The organism is [Zimmermannella] bifida NBRC 103089, from assembly GCF_001570925.1.
Classification (GTDB): Bacteria; Actinomycetota; Actinomycetes; order Actinomycetales; family Microbacteriaceae; genus Gulosibacter; species Gulosibacter bifidus.
Genome location: NZ_BCSP01000001.1, coordinates 415,746 through 436,850 on the forward strand (window position 1 = coordinate 415,746; position 21,105 = coordinate 436,850).

The 21,105-nt window shown below is 61.4% G+C and carries 14 protein-coding genes and 1 pseudogene; 6 read left to right on the forward strand and 9 right to left on the reverse strand.

The annotated features are described in order from the left end of the window. Positions 1-122: 122 nt before the first annotated feature. A pseudogene (locus ZBI01S_RS01870) lies at positions 123-1,991 on the forward strand (AMP-dependent synthetase/ligase). Positions 1,992-2,089: 98 nt separating this feature from the next. Here the strand turns inward: ZBI01S_RS01870 and def are convergent. The 5 genes from def to ZBI01S_RS01895 all read right to left on the reverse strand — a co-directional run bounded on the left by def (position 2,090) and on the right by ZBI01S_RS01895 (position 6,271). Further along, the gene (def, locus tag ZBI01S_RS01875) at positions 2,090-2,581 is read right to left on the reverse strand and encodes a peptide deformylase (RefSeq protein WP_066055421.1); all 492 of its coding nucleotides are present in this window, start codon (positions 2,579-2,581) and stop codon (positions 2,090-2,092) included. Further along, a complete protein-coding gene (locus ZBI01S_RS01880) occupies positions 2,578-4,044 on the reverse strand; it encodes a mycothione reductase (protein ID WP_159421342.1) in 1,467 nt (488 codons plus the stop codon). The genes def and ZBI01S_RS01880 overlap by 4 nt, the downstream gene beginning before the upstream one ends. Before the next feature lie 169 nt (positions 4,045-4,213). After that, positions 4,214-4,759 (reverse strand): MerR family transcriptional regulator, encoded by a 546-nt coding sequence (locus ZBI01S_RS01885; protein WP_066055696.1) that lies wholly within the window; start codon positions 4,757-4,759, stop codon positions 4,214-4,216. A gap of 303 nt (positions 4,760-5,062) precedes the next feature. Then, positions 5,063-5,764: a transcriptional regulator FtsR gene (ftsR, locus tag ZBI01S_RS01890; protein WP_066055426.1), complete on the reverse strand. Its 702-nt coding sequence runs from the start codon at positions 5,762-5,764 to the stop codon at positions 5,063-5,065. Between the two features lie 3 nt (positions 5,765-5,767). Continuing rightward, the gene (locus ZBI01S_RS01895) at positions 5,768-6,271 is read right to left on the reverse strand and encodes an FHA domain-containing protein (protein ID WP_066055699.1); all 504 of its coding nucleotides are present in this window, start codon (positions 6,269-6,271) and stop codon (positions 5,768-5,770) included. An 86-nt stretch (positions 6,272-6,357) separates the two neighbouring features. Between ZBI01S_RS01895 and ZBI01S_RS01900 the strand changes: the two genes are divergently transcribed. From ZBI01S_RS01900 to ZBI01S_RS01910, 3 genes are all read left to right on the forward strand, one after another. Next, positions 6,358-7,197 carry a DUF3097 family protein gene (locus tag ZBI01S_RS01900; protein ID WP_066055429.1) on the forward strand — a complete coding sequence of 280 codons (840 nt, stop codon included), beginning with the start codon at positions 6,358-6,360 and terminating at the stop codon, positions 7,195-7,197. Positions 7,198-7,287: 90 nt separating this feature from the next. Next, entirely contained in the window at positions 7,288-8,514 is a 1,227-nt protein-coding gene (locus ZBI01S_RS01905; protein ID WP_066055432.1) for an exonuclease SbcCD subunit D, read from the forward strand. Beyond that, positions 8,511-11,609 carry an AAA family ATPase gene (locus ZBI01S_RS01910; RefSeq protein ID WP_066055435.1) on the forward strand — a complete coding sequence of 1,033 codons (3,099 nt, stop codon included), beginning with the start codon at positions 8,511-8,513 and terminating at the stop codon, positions 11,607-11,609. The genes ZBI01S_RS01905 and ZBI01S_RS01910 overlap by 4 nt, the downstream gene beginning before the upstream one ends. 123 nt (positions 11,610-11,732) lie before the next feature. Here ZBI01S_RS01910 and ZBI01S_RS01915 read toward each other — a convergent pair whose 3' ends face one another. Both ZBI01S_RS01915 and ZBI01S_RS01920 read right to left on the reverse strand, forming a co-directional pair. Continuing rightward, positions 11,733-12,410 (reverse strand): alpha/beta hydrolase, encoded by a 678-nt coding sequence (locus ZBI01S_RS01915; protein WP_066055439.1) that lies wholly within the window; start codon positions 12,408-12,410, stop codon positions 11,733-11,735. A 161-nt stretch (positions 12,411-12,571) separates the two neighbouring features. Beyond that, positions 12,572-13,948 (reverse strand): NAD-dependent succinate-semialdehyde dehydrogenase, encoded by a 1,377-nt coding sequence (locus ZBI01S_RS01920; RefSeq protein ID WP_066055442.1) that lies wholly within the window; start codon positions 13,946-13,948, stop codon positions 12,572-12,574. Positions 13,949-14,157: 209 nt separating this feature from the next. On the opposite strand from ZBI01S_RS01920, the gene hrpB reads away from it, so the two are divergent. Next, positions 14,158-16,758, forward strand: a complete 2,601-nt coding sequence (hrpB, locus tag ZBI01S_RS01925; protein ID WP_245610498.1) for an ATP-dependent helicase HrpB — start codon at positions 14,158-14,160, stop codon at positions 16,756-16,758. 54 nt (positions 16,759-16,812) lie between these two features. Here hrpB and ZBI01S_RS01930 read toward each other — a convergent pair whose 3' ends face one another. Next, complete coding sequence (locus tag ZBI01S_RS01930; RefSeq protein WP_245610499.1) at positions 16,813-17,517, reverse strand: CE1759 family FMN reductase; 705 nt, start codon at positions 17,515-17,517, stop codon at positions 16,813-16,815. A gap of 128 nt (positions 17,518-17,645) precedes the next feature. Next, entirely contained in the window at positions 17,646-18,836 is a 1,191-nt protein-coding gene (locus ZBI01S_RS01935; protein ID WP_066055445.1) for a CE1758 family FMN-dependent luciferase-like monooxygenase, read from the reverse strand. 314 nt (positions 18,837-19,150) lie between these two features. Here ZBI01S_RS01935 and ZBI01S_RS01940 point away from each other — a divergent pair, with 314 nt between their 5' ends. After that, positions 19,151-21,043, forward strand: coding sequence for a DEAD/DEAH box helicase (locus ZBI01S_RS01940; RefSeq protein WP_066055448.1), 1,893 nt, complete (start codon positions 19,151-19,153; stop codon positions 21,041-21,043). Positions 21,044-21,105 lie beyond the last annotated feature (62 nt).

Below are 21,105 nucleotides of genomic sequence, written 5' to 3' on the forward strand. Positions count from 1 at the left end.
GGGGTCGATGTGGCGCCGCAACACTGCGAAGCTACGGATGTGTTGCGGAAATCCGCAACAGGTCATTGCGAAAGCACACAAGGGCGTGAGTCTTCGCACCATCGGCAGTACGGAGGAACCAAATGACAACATCGAATACCCTCGTGACCCGCGAAGGTGGTGCAGTGATCGAATCGGCAACCCCCTCGGTTCGCCCAGCTGCGCCCACGAACAACGTCACCGATCTGCTCAAGCAGCGAGTGGATGCGACCCCGCAGCGCATTCTGTTCTCAGTGCCGGACGCTGCACACAGCTCCAGCTGGCGAAACATCACCGCGAGTGAGTTTGCCCGCGATGTCAACGCCATCGCCAAGGGACTCATCGCCGAAGGCGTGCAGCCGGGCGACCGAATCGCGTTCATGGGTCTTACGAGCTATGAGTGGACGCTCGTTGACTTCGCTATTTGGACCGCGGGCGCCGTCATGGTTCCGGTTTACGAGACGAGTTCTCCTAAGCAGCTCGAGTGAATCCTGACGGATTCGGGCGCGACCGCATTCATGTCGCACCTGGCCGAGCACGCCGCCAAGTACGACGACATCGAAGGCGACAAGCCCGCACTCAAGTGGCGTTGGCAATTGCACGAGGGTGCGCTCGACCGCCTGCGCGAGGCCGGCGCGTCAGTCTCCGACGAAACCCTTGAGGCCGCTCGCAGCCGCGCAACTGGCAATGACATCGCCACGCTGATCTACACTTCCGGCACCACCGGTAATCCGAAGGGCGTCGTACTGACGCACGCGAACTTCGTTGACCTCTCGAACAACATCAGCGTGTCGCTCGCCGAAATTGTCGACGCGCCAGGTGCCTCAACGCTGCTGTTCGTCACGCTGGCACACGTGTTCGCCCGATTCATTTCGGTGATGTGCATTTCAAACGGTATTCGTGTGGGGCACCAGGCCAACACCAAGGAACTTGTCGAAGCCCTCGGTACGTTCAAGCCGACATTCCTCCTCGCGGTTCCGCGCGTGTTTGAGAAGGTCTACAACTCGGCACTGCAGAAGGCCACGACCGGGGGTAAGAAACCCATCTTTATCCGTGCCGTGCGCGTGGGCGTCACCTATTCGCGCGCGCTGGATGCGGGCAGGGTTCCGTTCCTGCTGCGGATGCAGTACCGCCTCTACGACAAGCTCGTTTTCTCGAAACTTCGCGCCACCCTCGGCGGCAATGTTCGCCACGCGGTTTCCGGTTCGGCACCGCTGGGTGAATTCCTGAGCCACTTCTACCGTGCCCTGGGTGTCATCATTCTCGAAGGTTACGGACTCACCGAAACCACCGCGCCCCTCTCGGTCAACCTGCCCAGCAACTTTCAGATCGGCACGGTTGGCCCACCGATTCCTGGCTGCAGCGTTCGCCTTGACGAAGACGGTGAGCTGCTCGTCAAGGGACTCAATGTCTTTCGAGAATACTGGCAGAACGAAGACGCCACGGCCGAGGCATTCACCGCCGATGGGTGGTTCCGCACCGGTGACCTCGCTGAACTTAACGAGGACGGCTACATCACCATTACCGGACGTAAGAAGGACCTCATCGTCACGGCTGGTGGTAAGAACGTGGCACCGTCGAAGCTCGAAGACATTCTGCGCGCCGACCCAATCATCGGCGAGTGTGTTGTCGTCGGTGACGGCAAGCCGTTCATCGGTGCCATCATGACGCTCGACTCCGAAACGCTTCCCGCGTGGCTCGAGTCGAAGGGCGTCTCCCCCGACATTTCGCTCGCCGAAGCGGCAACGAACGAAGCCGTGTTGCACCACGTGCAGGCGGCCGTCGACCGCGCGAACAAGACGGTGTCGCGCGCCGAGTCGATCCGAAAGTTCAAGATCCTCGATTACGAGTTCAACCTCGAAGACGGCACGCTAACGCCGAAGCTTTCGATCAAGCGTCACATCGTGATGAAGAAGATCATGCCCGAGGTCGAAGCCCTCTACGAAGGTGTCTCGAGCGCGCAACTACCGTAGCTGCAGCAACACAGACGCCCGCATCCATCGGCTTGGATGCGGGCGTCTGTACGTGTACTCGCTCACGCGCGGCCATGAACGAAGCCGCACCAAGCGGCCTAGAACCAGTCCGATTCTCGGATCTCGCGTAAGGCACGGCGGCGCTCATCCTTGCTAAGGGTGTCGACGTAGACCGTGCCCTTGAGGTGGTCGGTCTCGTGCTGCAGCATCTGCGCCATTAGGCCTTCGCCTTCAAGCACCACTTCGTTGCCGTCGAGGTCGTGGCCCCGCACACGTGCGTATGGGTAGCGCTTGGTCTTGCACCACAGCCCGGGGACCGAAAGGCAGCCTTCGTCGATTTCGCGGGGCTCGCCCGAGACTGCTTCGAGTACGGGGTTGAGGACGTATCCGACCTTGCCATCGACGTTGTAGCTGAACGCACTCATCGAGACACCAATCTGCGGGGCGGCAACGCCTGCGCGGCCGTCCATATTTGTGGTGTCAATCAGATCGGTTACCAGTGCACGAACGTTCTCGTCAATCTTGCGGATTGGGTCGGTTTCAGTTCGAAGCACTGGGTCGCCGTAATAGCGGATCTTGCGCACGGTCATGCGTTGCATTCCTCTTTCGCGTTGAGCAGCAGGTTTTCAATAATTTCTGTTGCAGCCGGATGCGGCCAATACTGTCCGCGTGCAAGCCCCTGGACCGGCATGTTGAACGCGGCTGCCTGAACGAGCGGTTGCAGCAGGATGGCGGCGTCGGGGCCAATGATATGTGCGCCCAGGATTTGCCCCTGCACGCGGTCCACCACAAGTTTTGCAAAATGATGCTGGTCTTCCAGCGCCCATCCCCAAGCCGTTCCACCGTAGTCTTGCCGCACCTCAACCGCGTCAATTCCCGCATCACGCGCTTCGGTCAGCGTCGCACCGAAGCTGGCGATTTCGGGAGTGCTGAACACGGCGAGTGGCACCGGTGACAGCGTATTGCTGACCAGCTCTTCATTATCGCTAGTGGCCACGAGTGTCCGACGCAGGTTCTCGGCGACGACGCGTGCCTCATGGTTAGCGACGTGCTTGAGCTGGTGCGGGTTGGCGATGTCGCCCATGGCAAACACGTTTGGCAGTGCCTGTCCCGCGCGCAGGACTCGCTGGTGGGCGTCCACGACGAGACGACCGTTCAACTCCTGATCGAAACCGGCTACTTCGGTGCCCAGCCGGTCGCTGTTGGGCACACGGCCGCTTGCGACCAGTACCAGGTCGGTTTCCAGCACATCACCCGTGTTGCACACGAGACGGATGGGCGAAGTCGCGTCATCGGGAATGGTCGCGTCAACAACGTCATGGTGTTCGCGAATATCCCATTGCGCACCTGCTTGCGCGACGAATGTTGCGCGGATATCCGCATCCAACGAACTAAGCACCGTCGAGCGGACAAGCTGCGTGACCTTGGCGCCGAAGCCGTGGTAGAGCGAGGCGAACTCCGAGGCGACCACACCGCCACCAATAATGGTGATTCGCTCGGGCAGGGTTTCGAGTCGCAGGGCATCATCGCTCGAGATCACTCGCGGGCCGAACGGCAGCACGCGCAATTCCCGCGGGCGTGATCCAGCGCCGATCACCAGTGCTCGGCCGCGCAGTCGTCGCCCGCTGGCCGTCACCAGCGTCGATTCGTCGACAAAGCGCACGCGTTCACGAACGAGCGACACATTGGGCTCGCCGCTGGCGCGATACTGTTCCCCGGCCTGTGAGATCGAGTCAATTCGACCAAATACGCGGGCACGAACAGCGGCCCAATCGGCGGATGCGGTGCCGGTAACGCCGAGGTGTGCCGCGTCGCGCAGGTGGCTGACCAAACGTGCCGGGTGGATAAACATCTTGGTTGGAATGCAACCGGCATTGAGGCAAGTGCCGCCGAACCAACGGCCGTCGTCGACAATGGCAATCTTGAGTCCCGCGAGCTCTGGGCTTGGAATACTGTTGCCGGATCCCGCGCCGATGACGATGACGTCAAAGAGCTCGGTTGGTGCGCCGGCCTCGAACGATAGTTCTGTTTCGCTTGCTGCCGTTTCGCTCATGCCAGTCGCCTCCATAATTGCCGCAGTGCTGCGTAGCCGATCTTCTCAAACGATAACGCGACCGCTGCCACGAGTATTCCTCGCAACGCGATCGCGTCTCGCACGCTGCAGTGATTGAAACAGCGGCATGTGCATGGGATGCGGTGGGTACCGCCGCCCGTAGGTCGGATTAGCTCGCGCGGTTCTTGCGGCGCTCAGCGAGCTCGTCGATCGGCTGAGCGCGATCGGTTTCAACCTCAACGAGGTTCGATTCAACTTCGCGCAGAACCTGGCCAACAGCGATACCAAATACGCCCTGACCACGCTGAACGAGGTCGATGACCTGGTCGTTCGAGGTGCACAAGTACACGCTCGCACCGTCGGACATGAGGGTGGTCTGTGCCAGGTCGGTAACGCCGGCGTTGTGCAGCTGTTCTACGGCGACGCGAATCTGCTGCAGCGAGATGCCCGTTGCCAGCAGGTTCTTGACGAGCTTGAGCACCAGGATGTCGCGGAAAGAGTAAAGGCGCTGCGATCCGGAACCGGCAGCGTTCTTGATGCTTGGCTCAACCAGACCGGTACGTGCCCAGTAGTCGAGCTGACGGTAGGTGATCCCAGCAACGTTGGCGGCCACTGCACCGCGGTAGCCCTCGTTCGGGTCGAGGTCTGGCAGTCCGTCGGTGAACAGGAGCCCATCGTGCAGGGCTGGCCCGTTTGCGCTGTTGTCCGCGCCCATGACGCCACCTTTCTCGGCCGTGTAGTGCCGCACTTACTTGTCGTTCGCCTGATTGTCACAGTAGTGGGAGCCGCTCGCGCAATTGCGAGGCGCGCCCACCGGTTGTGCGTAACATTCTTCGACTCCCACAGTCTAGGTCAGTGCCTGCAGAACTTCGAGGGTGTAATCACAACGTTGTGATCGTGTCAGAGATCGCGAGTGTTCTGTGGCGACTCGCCGGAACTCTAACCTTCAACCAAAGGTTGAGATCAAACTGTGATGTGAAAACCACACAAAACGGCAGCGGGCCACCGGAATGCGACCTTAACTCTGACGGCGGTCGCGCATCCCCTGACTGAGCATGGCACCCCGCACCTGCTGAAGTGCCTGCGAAAGCTCAACCATCTTCCGCTCCGCCTGCTCGCGCGCAGCCTTGCTGTTCTTACGCAGCATCGGATTCACGACCTGCTCAATGAGCCCAAGCTCGTGCTGCATCGCGGTGCGGAATGGGCGCAGGTGACGCGGCTGGATACCGTTACGGTCCAGCGTCACGAGCGTGGTTAGCAGTGCAAGTTCGTCGTCGCCGTAGCGGGTTGTACGAACGATCAGGCCGGCCGAATGTGCGCTGTCGAGCAACTCACGGCTCGCTCCCGAGCGGCGCAGCAGTTCCTCGCGCGTTAGCGGCGTGCCGGTCGTCAATGATGACGTCGCAGCCGGAGCCACCCCGGGAACCGGAGGGGTCTCGCCACGGTCAATCGCATCCAGGTATTCACCGATCACCTTGAGCGGCAGGTAGTGGTCCCGTTGCAGGGAAAGCACCGTACGGATGCGCTGCACATCGGATTCCGAGAACTTTCGGTAGCCGGCTGCCGTTCGCGCCGGATGCACCAGTCCCTGCTCTTCGAGAAAGCGAATCTTTGACGGCGTGAGTTCAGGGTGCTCTGACGCCAGGCGCTGCAGCACCTGCCCAATAGAGAGTTTCGGAATGGATCCGGAAGCACCGGATCGAATGGCGACGCTACTCATTGGTTAGAGGATGTTCGCGCTAGCGGTAGGTGCAACGTCGAGCGGAGATGCGTAGAACGTGAGTCGGTACTTACCGATCTGGACTTCACCACCGTTGGCAAGCTCGACCTGGTTGATGCTTTCGCCGTTGTAATAGGTACCGTTCAACGAGCCGAGGTCGCGCACGTAGAACGTGCGTCCGTTACGCGTGAACTCGGCGTGACGGCGCGAGACCGTAACGTCATCGAGGAAGATCTCGGCGTTCGGGTGACGACCAGCGATCTGCAAATCAGTGTCGAGCAGAAATCGTGCGCCAACGTTGTTACCGCGTCGCACAATCAGCAGCGCGGAACCGGATGGCAGAGCACCGATCGAGTCCATTTCTTCTTTGGAGACTCCCCCAGCGATCAGCGCGGCAAGCTGCGCACTAAAGTCGCCGGTGAACGACATGGTCGACGATTGACCCGAGCCAGCCTGGCTGCCGGGGAACGCCGGCGTAGCGCCTGCGTGATCGTCGAGATTCGACATGTAATCCTCCTGCTTCATGAGAACTCCAAGCGTACCGTAGTGGCACCACAAGATTCGGTGAGTTTCCCAGTACACTCGCGCTCATCATGGATGAGCGGTATGACCTTGACCCGGTTGCGCAGATGCGCGAGTCCCGGAAGCCCCGTGCACCTCGTAAAGTACAGGCACAGCGCGGCATGTGGTTGGAAGAGTCTACTACGCAGTTTTTTGGACAGCTGGCCGCTGCCACTCGGGAAACACTCACCTTGCAAGACGTCGATGGTACCCGTCGAGCATTCCCGCGAGACGCCCTCTTTCTTGATGAAGACGGCAAGGTCGTAACCCTCACGTTTGCCGCAGCGGCACCAAAGAAACCGACGCGAAGCGCATCCGGATCGGTCTATGTCGAAGGCGCCACCGCTCGCGTGGCCAGAGCCGGACGAATTTTCGTCGAAGGTCGGCACGATGCGGAGCTTGTCGAAAAGGTCTGGGGACATGATCTGCGCATCGAAGGCGTCGTCGTCGAGTACCTCGAAGGTGCAGACCACTTGGATGCAGTGCTCGCGGCCTTCGATCCGTCGCCTTCACGTCGCGTCGGCGTGCTGCTCGACCACCTCGTTCCCGGTTCAAAGGAAACCCGCATTGCGCAGGCGATCACCGCCCGTTTCGGTGCCGATTGCGTGCGAATCGTTGGACATCCCTATGTCGATGTCTGGCAGGCCGTGCGACCGGAGCGGCTCGGGATGCGCGAATGGCCCGTCATCCCAAAGGGACAGTCTTGGAAGCACGGCATTTGCGCAGCACTGGGATGGCCGAATCAAGAGCAGGCTGATATCGCCCGCGCTTGGCAGCGCATCTTGGGTCAGGTACGGACCTGGACCGATCTCCAACCGTCGGTAATCGGCCGGGTTGAAGAACTCATCGACTTCGTGACTGAGCCCGCTTAACCAATCCCCGCCCGCCATTCCTGCCGCGATCTGGACCACCTCGACCGGCGGATCAGGATCGATGTCGCAGGGTGCCGATACGCTTCCGCTATGCGCATCTTGCACACTTCCGATTGGCACATTGGCCGCACGTTTCATGGTGAGTCGGTTCGCGACCACCTGCAGACGGCACTGGCGTGCATCCCGAATTGGGTTCGCGAACACCACATTGATGTGGTCGCGGTCGCCGGTGACGTGTTCGACTCCACTATTCCGGCTGCATGGGCCTTCAATATGCTGACGGAGCTGGTGGCCGAGATTCGCGAAGCGGGTGCCATCGTCATCATCTCGAGCGGAAACCACGACTCCGCCGAGCGACTGCGCTACATGTCGCCGCTGACTGCAAAAGGCGGCGTGTATTTCGGCGCCGATGCTTGTTCCCCCTGCACTCCGGTGGTGCTTAACGATGAGCACGGCAGTGTGCGGTTCTACCCGGTCCCCTACTTGGAACCGGCAATCGTGCGGACGCGCGCGGGCGAATCAGCCGCCGAAGTTCGCACCCAAGACCAGGCCATGCAATGGGCATTGCAGCAGGTGCGCGAAGATCTCAACGCCGCTGAGGTGTCGGCGAGCGAGTTGGCTGATGCTCTCACCGGCAAACCTCGCAGCGTCGTGCTGGCGCACTGTTTTGCCGCCGGTGTCCGGCAAGACGTCCCCGGTGCCGATCTCGAACGCGACCTCAGCGCGGGTGGACTCGATGTCGTTTCGCTCGACCATTTCGCGCCGTTTGACTACGTCGCGCTTGGTCACATCCACTCACGCATGAACCTGACCGAACGCATTCGCTACTCGGGGTCGCCCCTGCACTATTCGTTTAGCGAGACCGGCGCCGAACGCGGTGCGTGGCTTGTTGATTTGGATGCCGCGGGTTTTGCTGGCGCGCAATGGCTGCAGTTCCCGGTTCCCCGCCCGCTGGCACGTATTAGCGGCAAGCTCGACGATCTCTTGGACGATGCGGACCTTTCGTGTCACACGGACTCATGGCTCCAGGTCACACTCACCGACAATCAGCGCCCGTTGGATGCCATGTCCAGGCTCCGTCAACGCTTTCCGTTCACGGTGCACCTCGTGCATATCCCCGAGCGATCACCACAAGATGCGCCGAGATCCTATCGAGAAACGCTTGCCGAGGCCACGAGCGATCGCGATCGGATCATCGCGTTCTTGCAGCACGTGCGCGGCGGCAGCGATGCCACCAACGATGCCAATTGGACGCGGGAACTCGAATGTATCGACGAGCTACTAGATGAACTGGCAGTGGAGGCGGCAGACCGATGAGAATTGTCAGTGTTGAATTTGCCGGGTTTGGCCCCTATCGCACCAAACAGCGTGTGGATTTCACGACGTTTGCCGACGAGGGGCTGTTCCTCATTGCCGGTAAGACGGGCTCGGGCAAGTCCACCATTCTTGATGCCATCGTGTACGCGCTCTATGATCGCGTGCCGAGATTCGGGAATAAGACGGGTCAGATTCGTAGCCGTTTTGCCGCCCCGGATGAGCCCACTCGCGTGGTGCTCGAGTTCACGCATCGAGGCACTGACTACCGGATCACCCGTGCACCGTCGTACCTCCGCCAGAGCAAGCACGGTAACAAGGTCGTGGAGACCAAACCCGAGCAGGAGCTCGCCGAACGCATTGACGGTCAGTGGCAGGTGTTGAGCACCAAAATCGCGGAGATTGCGCGCATCCTGCGCGAATTGTTCCCGCTCAACGCCGAACAGTTTCTGCAGGTCATCATGCTCGCACAGGGCCGCTTTCAAGAGTTCTTGCACGCGAGCTCCAAGGACCGCCAAGAGTTGCTGCGCTCACTGTTTGGAACCCAGCGTTTCATTGACCTCGCGCATCTCGCGCAGGTTCGCGAAGGTGCTGTGCGCAGCAAGGTCGAAGCCAATATGAACGGGCTCCACGAGGTCGCGCTGCAGCTGTTTCGTTCCGATGACGAGGCCGAGGCACAGCCGCTGACTACATCAAGTGCCCCGTTCACGCGAACTGACATTGCGAATCGAGCAACAGACAATGCCAATGCCGTTGCCGCCGCGAATACGGCGGTTGCGACTGCCACCGAAGCCTACGAATCCGCCGTCGAAGGACATCGCAAACAAGAAGCGATCTACCAGCAGCAACAAGAACGAAACCGTCACCGTGAACAACGCGAGACGTTGCGATTGCAGCAGCCAAAGATCGACCAAGAACTCCGAGTCCCCCTCGATCTTCACCGTCAGGCGTTACTCGTCATTGACGATGTGACCACCGCGCGAGATCGCGCGAACGAATGTTCGCAGCAACGTACTGCGTTGGCGGGACGTCGCGATGACCTCATCTGCGCATTTGCGTCGGTCACGCAGGAAGAACGCGACGACCTCAGCATCAGCGACGTGCACGACCTCGTGACCACAGGCATCCGGTTCGACGAAGCCGACCAACCAATCGAGGTGTCTGCCACAATTGACCGGTTCGAAGCGCTCACCGAACCGCTGCAACAGGCGGTGGATGCACTCGGTGCGGTCGTTCGTGAACTCGCGGATGCCGACGACCTGAACCGCCAGATCGCCACTGCCACCAAACAAGCGACCGAGTCACAGGCGAACCTCGAAACCGCCAGCGCGCTCGTCGAGTCGCTAGTCGCGCAGCGTTCGTTGCTACCAGCAAGGATTGCCGAGCATCGTGAGGTGGTTGACGGATGCACGGCCAAGCTTGCCGCGCGTGAGTCAGTCGAGGCCGCGCTCGAGGTGGCGCTCAGCCACCAGGCTGCGGCCAACGCCATTCCCGGCTGCACGGCAACGTTGAACGCAGCCGAAGTGTCCCTTGGCAACGCACTGCAACAGCAGCAGCACGCGATCGACGCGGAACAGCGCCTAATCCAAGCGAAACTCGCAAACGCAGCCGGAGAGCTTGCAGCAACCCTTCGCGAAGATGAGCCCTGCGCCGTTTGTGGTGCCACGACGCATCCGCGGCCGGCCGCGCAAGATCAGCCGATCATTGAACAGGCGCAACTGGATGCGGCAGCGACAGAAAGTGCCAAGGCACAGCGCACCGTTGATGCAGCACGCGCCGAACGCGATCGCATCAACCTTGAGCTCGCGTCCCTGACCCACAGCGCGGCCGGGTGGAGCATCGAACAGGCCGCAATTGAAGTCGCCGAAATCCAGGCTCGTATCAACACCTTGGATGCCGCTGCCGCGGAACAACGAACTGCGCGCCAGGAGCTGGAACGCTGCGAGCAAGAGCTGGCCAAACTCGAGTCGACGATCGAGTCGACACGCGAACAGCGCGATGCCCACCAAAATCAGCACGTTCGACTATCGGCAGTAGTCGAGCAGCTGACCGCAAGGCGCACCGCCTTGACGGGAGCCTTCGCATCCCTCGAACGCAAACAAGCCGTAAGCACGAAGTTGCGCACGGGGCTCGCCACGATGCTAGATGTGCTTCGGACGTACATCACCGCACAGCGAGAAGCCGTGCGTGCACAGGACATTGCCGATACGAAAATCGCCGCGAGCCCATTCACCGACGCTGCAGCCGTCCGTTCCGGCATCATGTCAACCACCGAGGCGACTGCTGTCGAACGGAAGCTCGAAGACTTTACGACCGCGATGCGCACAGCCGAGACGTTCCTCACGCGTGCAGATATTGCCGCACTGCCCGAAGCGCTTGTCGATCTCGCTCCGAGCGAGGCACAATTACGCGACGCACAGGAGCGGCGCGACCACGCGCGAGATCGGTACAGCGTGGCTGAAGAACGGCAACGTTCAGAGCAGAACACACTGGATCGTGCGCGCGAACTCTTGCACGACTATGACCGGCTCCAGTCGGGTGCGGCACTGTGGAGTCGGCTTGCCGGTGATTTGCGGGGCCAGAACGAACGCAAGCAGCACCTCGAAGCTTTTGTGCTCGCGGCCCACCTCGAGGCAATTCTGGAGGCGGCAAACGCACGTCTTAAAGAAACGACCCAGGGTCGTTACACGCTCGTGCTCGATGACGACCGTGTCTGCCATGCCGCGCAGTCCGGGTTGGGCATCGACGTCATTGACGTCTACAACGGCGAGCGACGCTCAACAACTTCGCTCTCTGGCGGTGAAACGTTCCTCGTTTCGTTGTCGCTTGCCTTGGGACTGGCCGACGTAGTCTCGAGCAATGCCGGTGGGCTCGCCCTCGAAACGCTCTTTATCGACGAAGGCTTCGGTTCGCTCGATGCGGAAACCCTTGAAGTTGCGATGCAGACGCTCGAGCAACTGCGCAGCTCTGGGCGCACGGTCGGAGTGATCTCACACGTGCCAGCCATGCACGAGCGAATCCCCACGCAATTGGCGGTACGGGTGCTGCCGGACCGGTCCAGCACGATTGACCTGCGCGCAGCCGACCCGGGTGAATAGTCCGGGCATCGCGTGCCCGGGCCTGCGCGCAGCTGGCAGCAAGCCATGGCCTGCAGGGCAGGCAGGTGCGTGGCCGGCTAGGAGTGTGGTCGGTACGAGTGCGAACGACCACACTCGTACCCGCTACTGTGCTGCAGGGAGCTCGACGGTGTTGAGGAACGCCGTGATGTCGGCAATCTCCTCAGGCGAAATCGCGTGGGTGAGCTCGGGATAGTTCTTGACCGTAGCGTTGGTGTGTTCCTTGAGCCACTGCGCTGATTGCGGGAACGCCTGCTGTGGGATCGGCGATTCGTCGCGGTCTCCCCAACCGAAGAACACCGGGCGGCGCAACTGCGTGAGTTCCGCATCCTGGTCACCAGCACTCGGCACGACGAAACCCGAACACGCAACCGCCGCGAGCACTCGCTCGGGTACGGCACGCAGGAGCTCAATTGCCATCACCGCACCCTGCGAAAATCCGATCGGAATAACTGGAACGTCTGGTGCAATGTCATCAAGCAGTTCGACCAAGGCGGCGCAGGATGCGTCAATCGCGTCGGTGTCGAGCGATTCTTGTTCGTCGCCAACTTTCATCACCTCTTCCAGCGGGAACCAGGCGTATCCCTGACCCTTTGCCGTGAGTGGCGCGCGCACCGAGATCCAGTCGAAACGTTCATCGGTGGTACCGATACCGAGTTCCACCAAGACACCGAGCAGGTCCTGTTCATTGGCCCCGTATCCGTGCATCAGCACGACCAACGGCCGACCTTGAAGACCAGCATTTGCACCGAGCACCGTCGAAATTGGCGAGATCGAAGTCATGCCGCAAGTGTGTCACGTGCAATCGTTTCCAAGCTGCAAGCGAATGACGACAACGCAACGCCCATCACCGGCTACGAGCCGGGCACGGAAAATGACGGAGGGCGCCACGCTCAGCGTGACGCCCTCCGCTATCAGCTTCGAACGAAGTGTTCGATTCCGACCTAGGCCTGCGGACGAGCCTTGATACGGATCAGCTTCTTGTTAACGAACTCGTCGATACCGATTGGACCGAGCTCACGGCCCGAGCCCGAGTTCTTAACGCCACCGAATGGCAGCTCAGCGAGTTCGCCACCAACCTCGTTGACGTAGACCATGCCGGTCTCGTGCTCTGCAGCAATACGGTCAACGGTTTCTTCGTTGTTGGTGAAGACGATTGCACCAAGACCGAACGGCGAGTTGTTTGCCAGTTCGATTGCCTCGTCTACGTTTTCAACCGAGAAGATCATGGCGATTGGGCCGAAGATTTCCTGGGTGAAGACCGGGTTGTCCGGGGTGACGTTGGTGAGAACACCAGGCTTGATGAACGCACCGTCACGCTCGCCGCCAACGAGGGTTGCACCGGCAGCAACAGCTTCCTGAAGCTGCTTCTCGATACCCTCAGCAGCCTTCAGCGACGACATGGGACCGTAATCCATGCCTTCCTGCGTTGGGTCGCCACCCTTGAGTGCCTGCATCGCTGCGGTGAACTTCTCGACGTACGCGTCGTAGTCCTTCGCAAGCACGATATGACGCTTCGAAGCGTTGCAAGCCTGGCCCGAGTTCTCCATACGGCCAGCAACACCGGCTTCGACAGCCTCGTCGAGGTTGTCAACGTCGAGAACGAAGAATGGGTCAGCACCACCGAGCTCAAGCACAACGCGCTTGAGGTGGCGGCCAGCCTGCTCGGCAACGATCGAACCGGCACGCTCCGAACCGGTCAGCGAAACGCCGCGGATGCGGTCGTCAGCGATGATCGGTTCGATCTGGTCGTGGCCGACGAAGATGTTCTGGTAAACGCCTTCTGGCGATGCAGCGTCTTCGAAGATCTTGGCGATTGCAAGTGCGCAGCCCGGGGTCGAGCCTGCGTGCTTGAGCAGGATCGGGTTACCGAGCGCAATGTTCGGTGCTGCGAAACGTGCAACCTGGTAGTAGGGGTAGTTCCACGGCATGATGCCGAGCAGCGGGCCGAGTGCCTGGCGGCGGATTACCGCGTAGCCACCGGTCGACGCTTCGATCGGCTGGTCCTTGAGGAACTCTTCCGCGTTGTCTGCGTAGTACTGGAAAATGGCAGCCGAGAACTCAACTTCGCCAATGGCCTGCTCGATTGGCTTGCCCATTTCCTTGGCAGCGATTTCGCCAAGTTCCTGTGCGCGCTCTTCGTGCAGCTTTGCGACGCGAGCAAGCAGCTCAGCGCGCTCAGCAACGGTGGTGTTGATGGTCCAGGTCTTGAAGGCGTTGAATGCCTTCTCGATGGCCTGCTCAACCTCAGCGTTGGTTGCATTAGTGTAAGTCGCGAGCTCTTCGCCGGTCGCAGGGTTGACCGCTGTGAAGTCAGCCATTGATCCTCCTTGATTAAATGAACGACATTCAACCGACATCAAACCATGAAATCGTTGCAACTTCCTCCCAGTGCGCTCAACGTTTCAGATTTTCCAGTGTTAGTCGGTCCAAATAGCCTGATCAGCAACAAGTTTGCACCTTTCACGCGGCATTGCCCCGCATCGCGTTTCAGCGGCAAATCTCCACGTTGCTTAAGCTTCACGGCGGCATGAGCCTGACCAACAACATGTCTTCGTTGCCAACGCCTCCGTTCGACCTGGCGGTGATCGCCCACGATCTACCGGCGGGAGCACTCATCCCCGAGCTGCAAGCACGCTGCCGTACCGCATCCGCGAACACGGTGGTCGTCGCGCCTCCCGGCACCGGTAAGACCACGGTGGTGCCACCTGCCATCGCCAATGTGCGCCCGGGCAAGATCGTGGTTACCCAGCCGCGCCGCATCGTCGCCAAGGCAGCCGCCACTCGCCTGGCTGAACTCAGCGGCACCAAACTCGGCGAGCTCGTCGGCTATTCGGTGCGCGGTGACCGCAAATCCTCCCCCGCAACTCGGGTGGAGTTCGTCACCGACGGTCTGCTCGTGCGTCGCATGCTGCAAGATCCAGAACTCACCGGAATCAGCACGGTCGTGCTTGACGAGATCCACGAGCGCTCTATGGATAGCGACTTGGTTGCGGCAATGTGCAGCGAGATTGCACTGCTGCGCGACGATTTCACCGTTGTTGCCATGTCAGCAACGGTTGAGGCACAGCGCTGGGCCACGCACTTCGATGCCGAAGTCCTCGAAGTCGCATCGCAATTGCATCCGCTTGAGGTCGAATGGCGCCCGGTGCGCGGACACCGAACTACCGAGCGAGGCTTAGATCGCGACTTTGTGGCGCATGTGGTTCGCGCAAGTGTGGATGCACATGGTCGCGCACAAACATTCATGGACGGCGGGCGGGTACTAACGTTCGTACCGAGCGCCCGCGACACTGCCACGATCGCCGACGCCATCACCGCAGCGGGCATCCCGGCACGTCCACTTCACGGCGGCCTGCCGCTGGCCGAACAGCAGGCAGTACTACGGAACACCGCCGATATTGCGGTCATTGTGGCAACCTCCATCGCCGAATCCTCGCTGACGGTGCCCTCGGTTCGCGTCGTTGTGGATGCGGGACTGTCACGCGAACCGCGACTGGATGCATCCCGCGGCGTACCCGCGCTCGTTACCGTGCCCGCATCCCGCGCCGCTGCCACCCAACGTGCCGGACGCGCGGCGCGCCTCGGGCCAGGACTAGTTATTCGCTGCTTCGACCACACCACTTGGGGTGCGATGCCCGAACACCCGCTACCCGAGGTTGCCACCGGCGATTTCACATCAGCCGCACTCACGCTTGCCACCTGGCACGGGAGTGAATGCAACACCGAGATCCTGCCCGAGCAGCCGCCGGCACCCATCCGCGATGCGGCTCTCGCCGAGCTGGCTGCTCTCGGTGCACTCACCGACGGCAAGCTGACCCCGCTGGGCAGAGCCCTCAGCGACGCTCCAACGCATCCCCGCTTTGGTCGGGCACTGTTCCTGGGCGGGCCACGATTGGGCGCGAAGCGTGCCGCCGAACTTGTCGCCATGATTTCGGGCGATGAACGTGCCCCGGCGGGAGATCTCGCTGCGCTGTTGCGGCAATTGCAGCAGGGACATGCGCGCTCCGCCGGCCGATGGCGCCAAGATGTCCGCCAGTTCACGAGTCTCGCGGAGCAGTATGCCGCCTCATTCACCGACATCGTGCACGGCAGCACACAATCGGGCCGCCCGACCGACCCAGATACCGCGATCGCGACCGTGGTCGCGCTCGCCTACCCCGAACGCATTGCCCGCCGCCGCCCCAACTCCGATAACGCGGCACCCGGCACGTCGGGCACGAACTATCTGCTCGCATCCGGCGTCGGCGCCCGCTGCGACTCGACGAGCCTGAGCCAATCGGAGTGGCTGGCGATTGCCGAGCTACAGGGCGCAGGGGCCACGCCTCGCATTCGTGCCGCAGCGCCGATTCCACAAACGCTCGCGGTTGCGCTCGGCAGCGACCTAATCACTGATTCCACGCAGCCAATTTGGCATCAGCAGCGCCTTCGCGCCCGCCGCACCAAGCAGCTCGGCGCGATCGTACTGCACGAACAGCACGGGGCGCTTTCGCCCGACCTGGCAAGCGAAGCGGTACGGCAACGCATCCGCACCGATGGCTGGTCATGGCTGCAATGGTCTGAGTCGGCGGAACACCTGCGTCGACGGCTCGCTCTGCTGCACCGTACGTTTGGGGCACCGTGGCCAGACGTCACTGACAGCGGCCTTTCGGCACGGTTTGACGAGTGGTTCCTTCCCGAAGTCGAGTTGCTCGCGGCTGGCACCCCGGTCACCAACATCGATTGCGCGAGCGCGCTGCAACGGCTGCTGCCGTGGCCGGAGGCCGTGCGGCTCGATGAGCTCGCACCCGAGCGCCTGCGGGTGCCTTCGGGGTCTGCCATTGCCCTCGACTATCCAGAGGTCTCGGCGGATGCGGATGCTCCCCCAGTTCTCGCCGCCAAGTTGCAGGAATGCTTCGGTTTGGTCGAAACCCCGCGCATTCTCGATGGCCGCGTACCGGTGCTGTGCCACCTGCTGTCGCCCGCTCGCCGACCGCTCGCGGTGACGGCCGATCTCGCGTCATTTTGGGCGGGACCGTATGCGCAGGTGCGTGCAGAAATGCGCGGACGCTACCCGAAACATCCATGGCCCGAAGGCCCGCTTACTGCGACCGCTACGCGCCACACAACCAAGCGCAGCCAACGCGATTAGACCGCTACTTAGCGACCCAACGCAACGAAGCGTCAACCCGAAGCCGCGACATCGCTATTCGGCGAGACTGCCACCGGTCGCGAGCCGCATCAGATCCGTATCGAAATCGATGGCGTGCCCCTGCTGCGCAGTGCTGCCGAAGTCCGTCTTGTAGTTACCTTCGCTAAGCGCGCGCATCTGCGGCCCCGCGCCCGAGCGAATAAGTACCCAGAGTTCGGCAGCAGCACGCTGGATGCGCTGCTCGAGCTCTTCGGTATTGAGGTCTTCGCTCGCGGCGAATACCGACGTTGGCGTCACGAGCGCCCGCAAGTACGCAAATTGCGTGCGCATGTCGCTGTCGACAACGAGGGTGTGACGTTTGGTACCGGCGGTGGCGGCAAGCACAACGGGCTTGGCAATAAAGAGGTCTCGTTCGAGCACCTGCACGAATAGGCTGAACAGTCCGTTCGCCTTTGCTTTAAACACCGGTGAGCTGACGATGACACCGTCGGCCTCGTGCAGGAACTTCGTCAGCGTCTCGAGCGACTCACTAAGGACGCCGGTGGACATCGTGCTGACGATATCGGCGGCCATCTCGCGCAGCTCGACGCTGTGCACCTGAACTGCCGAGCCCGCATCCTGCGCAAACCGTGCCGTCGCGGTCGCGATCTGGTCAGCGACCATACGCGTCGACGAGGGCGTGCCGGTGCCAGCGCTGATCACAACTAACCGCACGGTCGAGGGCGTCGAAGCGGTGGTTGGCTGCTGGTCGGTGATCAAGATGTGGGTTGCCTTCTACGAGCGATGGTCTGTGTACTGGATGCGGCTTCGCGCACGATTACCGCGCGATGCAGCATGGGCGATGGTCGCGGCGTTCTGCCACCCGCCACCGCCCACGATACTGCTGATTACAGGTCGAAGTCGTGGTCGAAGACGTCGGTGGCCGCACCGTCAAGATACGGTGAACCGCCAGTGACGTTGTCGCCGCGATTGGCGCTGGGTGCGGGCTGGCGCGGTTCCTGATCGCCGTACTTTGCGCGCACCAATCCCGCGTGCGTAGGTGCCGGTGCTGCCGACGGGTGGCGACGCGAGTCGAGTTCCTTGCGAACGACCGGGATGATCTCGGTACCGAGGATCTCGATCTGTTCGAGCACCATTTCGAGGGGCAGCCCCGCGTGGTCTTGCAAGAAGAGCTGGCGCTGGTAGTCGCCCACGGTGTCGTGGAACCCGATCAGTTTGTCGATCACCTCTTGGACGCTACCGACGGCCAGCGGTGTGCGCGTCGAGAAGTCTTCGAGCGATGGACCGTGTCCGTATACCGGCGCTTCGTTGAAGTACGGACGGAACCGTTCGAAGGCTTCCTGCGTGGTCTTGCCTGCGAACACCTGTCCGCCAAGACCGACAATTGCCTGGTGTGGCTCGCCGTGGCCGTAGTGCGCGAAGCGCTCGCGGTAGAGGTCAACCATTTGCTTAGTGTGCGACGACGGCCAGAAGATGTGGTTCGCGAAGAAACCGTTGCCGTAATAGGCGGCCTGTTCGGCAATCTCTGGCGTTCGAATAGAACCGTGCCAAACAAAGGGAGGCACGTCGTCGAGTGGGCGTGGGGTTGCAGTGAAACCGCGCAGCGGCGTGCGGTACTTCCCCTGCCAGTCCACGACGTCCTCGCGCCACAGCTGGTGCAGCAGGTTGTAGTTTTCGAGCGCGAGTGGCAGCCCCTCGCGAATGTCCTTACCGAACCACGGGTACACGGGTGCAGTGTTGCCACGCCCGAGCATGAGATCCATGCGGCCACCCGAGATGTGCTGCAGCATGGCGTATTCCTCGGCGATTCGCACCGGGTCGTTCGTCGTAATCAACGTCGTTGACGTAGTGACGATGAGCCGTTCGGTTTGCGCCGCAATCGCTGCCAGGAGCGCCGTCGGTGACGACGAGAAGAACGGCGGGTTGTGGTGCTCGCCGATGGCAAACACATCGAGCCCCACCGCCTCGGTGTGCTTGGCGATTTCGACAATGGCGCGGATGCGTTCGGCTTCGCTTGGCGTACGACCCGTAATCGGGTCACGCGTAACGTCGCTGACCGACATGATTCCAAACTGCATGGGATTTCCTAACTGTGCATTTCGGGTTCGCCAGTGCGGTTCGCGCCCTAACGGATCTGCAACCTATTCAAATTCAGTAGCCCGTACGCATCCTGGTTGCGAATGCCACGAGACCCTTCTTGCCGACGTATGCATCCATCCGAACACTATTTAGTTGTAGCGTCAAGTAAATTTCGCAATGAGCGGATGCGGGCAACCACAATCACCGCCCATGGCACCAGGTGCCGCGGGCGCAAGCTGAGAATGCGAGCGATATTCAGATAAATACGTCACTCGCCCCCAATCTCAGAGCCCGAGCCACTAGGCTTGTGAGCATGACGCCTCCAACGGAAACATCGGAGTCGGAGGCAAATAATGCCGCGACGCCGTCATTTGCAGAACTTGGCCTGAGCCAGCCGGTCCTCGAAGCCATCAACGAAATCGGCTACGAAACCCCCTCGCCCATTCAGGCACAAACGATTCCCCTCTTGCTCGAAGGCCGCGATGTCGTTGGCCTCGCCCAGACCGGAACCGGCAAGACGGCAGCATTTGCATTGCCAATTCTTTCGCGCATGGAGCCAGGCGCCGCAAAACCGCAGGCCCTGGTACTCTCCCCCACTCGCGAGCTCGCACTCCAGGTTGCTGAAGCCTTTGAGAGCTTCGCCAGCAAGCTTCCCCGCGTACGGATGCTGCCGATTTACGGTGGTGCCTCGTACAGCACCCAGCTGAGCGCACTTCGCCGCGGTGTTGACGTGGTTGTCGGCACCCCCGGCCGCATCATGGACCACCTCAAGCGCGGCACGCTCGACCTCACCGAACTCAAGTACCTGGTACTCGACGAGGCCGACGAAATGCTCAAGATGGGCTTCGCCGAGGATGTGGAGGCCATCCTTGCGGACACCCCAGACAGCAAGCAGGTCGCCCTGTTCTCGGCAACTATGCCGCCACAGATTCGCAAGATCTCGCAGCAGTACTTGAATGACCCGACCGAGGTCACCGTCAAGTCAACGACACAGACCTCGAAAAACGTCAGCCAGCGCTACCTGGTGGTTTCGTACCAGCAGAAGGTGGATGCACTTACCCGCATTCTCGAGGTCGAAGACCTCGACGGCATGATCATCTTCGTTCGAACCAAGAGCGAAACCGAACAGCTCGCTGATCGTCTTCGCGCCCGCGGATTCTCGGCAGCCGCCATCAACGGTGACATTCCGCAGGCACAGCGCGAACGCATTGTGAGCGACCTCAAGTCGTCGAAGCTCGACATTCTGATTGCTACCGATGTTGCAGCACGTGGCCTCGACGTCGACCGTATTACCCACGTCGTGAACTTCGACATCCCCACCGACCCGGAGTCGTACGTTCACCGCATCGGTCGAACCGGTCGCGCTGGTCGTACCGGTTCGGCGATCAGCTTCGTCACGCCACGCGAACGTCGTCTGCTCAGCCACATCGAGCGCACGACGCGCCAGCCGATGGACAAGATGAAGCTGCCGTCAATTTCGGATGTGAACGAGACGCGCCTGTCGCGATTCGACGATGCCATCACTGAGGCACTTGCCCAGACCGAACGCATCCAGTCCTTCCGCGACATCATCGATCACTACGTTCGTCACAACGACGTTCCCGAGTCGGATGTTGCTGCCGCACTTGCAGTCGTTGCCCAGGGCGATGACCCACTGTTGCTGGATGAAACACACGACCCACTCGGCAAGCTGCCGGACTTCGGTCAGCGCGACGGCCGCAGTGAGTCCCGTGACCGTGACCGCGCGCCGCGCGCTTCGCGTGATGACCTCGCCCCATACAAGATTCAGGTGGGCAAGCAGCACCGTGTCATGCCCGGCATGATTGTTGGTGCACTGGCCAACGAGGGCGGGCTCGGCCGAAACGACATCGGCTCGATCAGCATCTACCCCGGCTTCTCGGTCGTTGAGCTGCCGAAGGATCTTGACCTTTCGCGCCTTTCGGACACCCGGATCGCTGGTCAGCACATTGATATTCAGCCAGACCGTGGCCCCAAGCGTGGTGGCCGCAATGGCGGCGGACGTGACGGCGGGTTCCGTGGTGGCGACCGCGGCGGATACCGCGGTGGCAATGACCGCCGTGGTGACCGCGGTGATCGTGGCGGCTACCGTGGTAGCAATGACCGCGGCGACCGTCGCGGCGGTTACCGTGGCGGCAACGACCGCGATGACCGACGTGGCGGCTATGACCGTCGTGATCGGTACTAGCCAAGTGGCGGTTTCAACAACTGCCTGAAAAATGCGAGCGGGGCTCCCACACCACCAGTGTG

Excerpts from the sequence above, each read along its gene's own strand:
- def (WP_066055421.1), bottom strand. The coding sequence starts at position 2,581 with ATGACCGTGCGCAAGATCCGCTATTACGGCGACCCAGTGCTTCGAACT.
- ZBI01S_RS01880 (WP_159421342.1), bottom strand. The coding sequence starts at position 4,044 with ATGAGCGAAACGGCAGCAAGCGAAACAGAACTATCGTTCGAGGCCGGC.
- ZBI01S_RS01885 (WP_066055696.1), bottom strand. The coding sequence starts at position 4,759 with ATGGGCGCGGACAACAGCGCAAACGGGCCAGCCCTGCACGATGGGCTC.
- ftsR (WP_066055426.1), bottom strand. The coding sequence starts at position 5,764 with ATGAGTAGCGTCGCCATTCGATCCGGTGCTTCCGGATCCATTCCGAAA.
- ZBI01S_RS01895 (WP_066055699.1), bottom strand. The coding sequence starts at position 6,271 with ATGTCGAATCTCGACGATCACGCAGGCGCTACGCCGGCGTTCCCCGGC.
- ZBI01S_RS01900 (WP_066055429.1), top strand. The coding sequence starts at position 6,358 with ATGGATGAGCGGTATGACCTTGACCCGGTTGCGCAGATGCGCGAGTCC.
- ZBI01S_RS01905 (WP_066055432.1), top strand. The coding sequence starts at position 7,288 with ATGCGCATCTTGCACACTTCCGATTGGCACATTGGCCGCACGTTTCAT.
- ZBI01S_RS01910 (WP_066055435.1), top strand. The coding sequence starts at position 8,511 with ATGAGAATTGTCAGTGTTGAATTTGCCGGGTTTGGCCCCTATCGCACC.
- ZBI01S_RS01915 (WP_066055439.1), bottom strand. The coding sequence starts at position 12,410 with ATGACTTCGATCTCGCCAATTTCGACGGTGCTCGGTGCAAATGCTGGT.
- ZBI01S_RS01920 (WP_066055442.1), bottom strand. The coding sequence starts at position 13,948 with ATGGCTGACTTCACAGCGGTCAACCCTGCGACCGGCGAAGAGCTCGCG.
- hrpB (WP_245610498.1), top strand. The coding sequence starts at position 14,158 with ATGAGCCTGACCAACAACATGTCTTCGTTGCCAACGCCTCCGTTCGAC.
- ZBI01S_RS01935 (WP_066055445.1), bottom strand. The coding sequence starts at position 18,836 with ATGCAGTTTGGAATCATGTCGGTCAGCGACGTTACGCGTGACCCGATT.
- ZBI01S_RS01940 (WP_066055448.1), top strand. The coding sequence starts at position 19,151 with ATGACGCCTCCAACGGAAACATCGGAGTCGGAGGCAAATAATGCCGCG.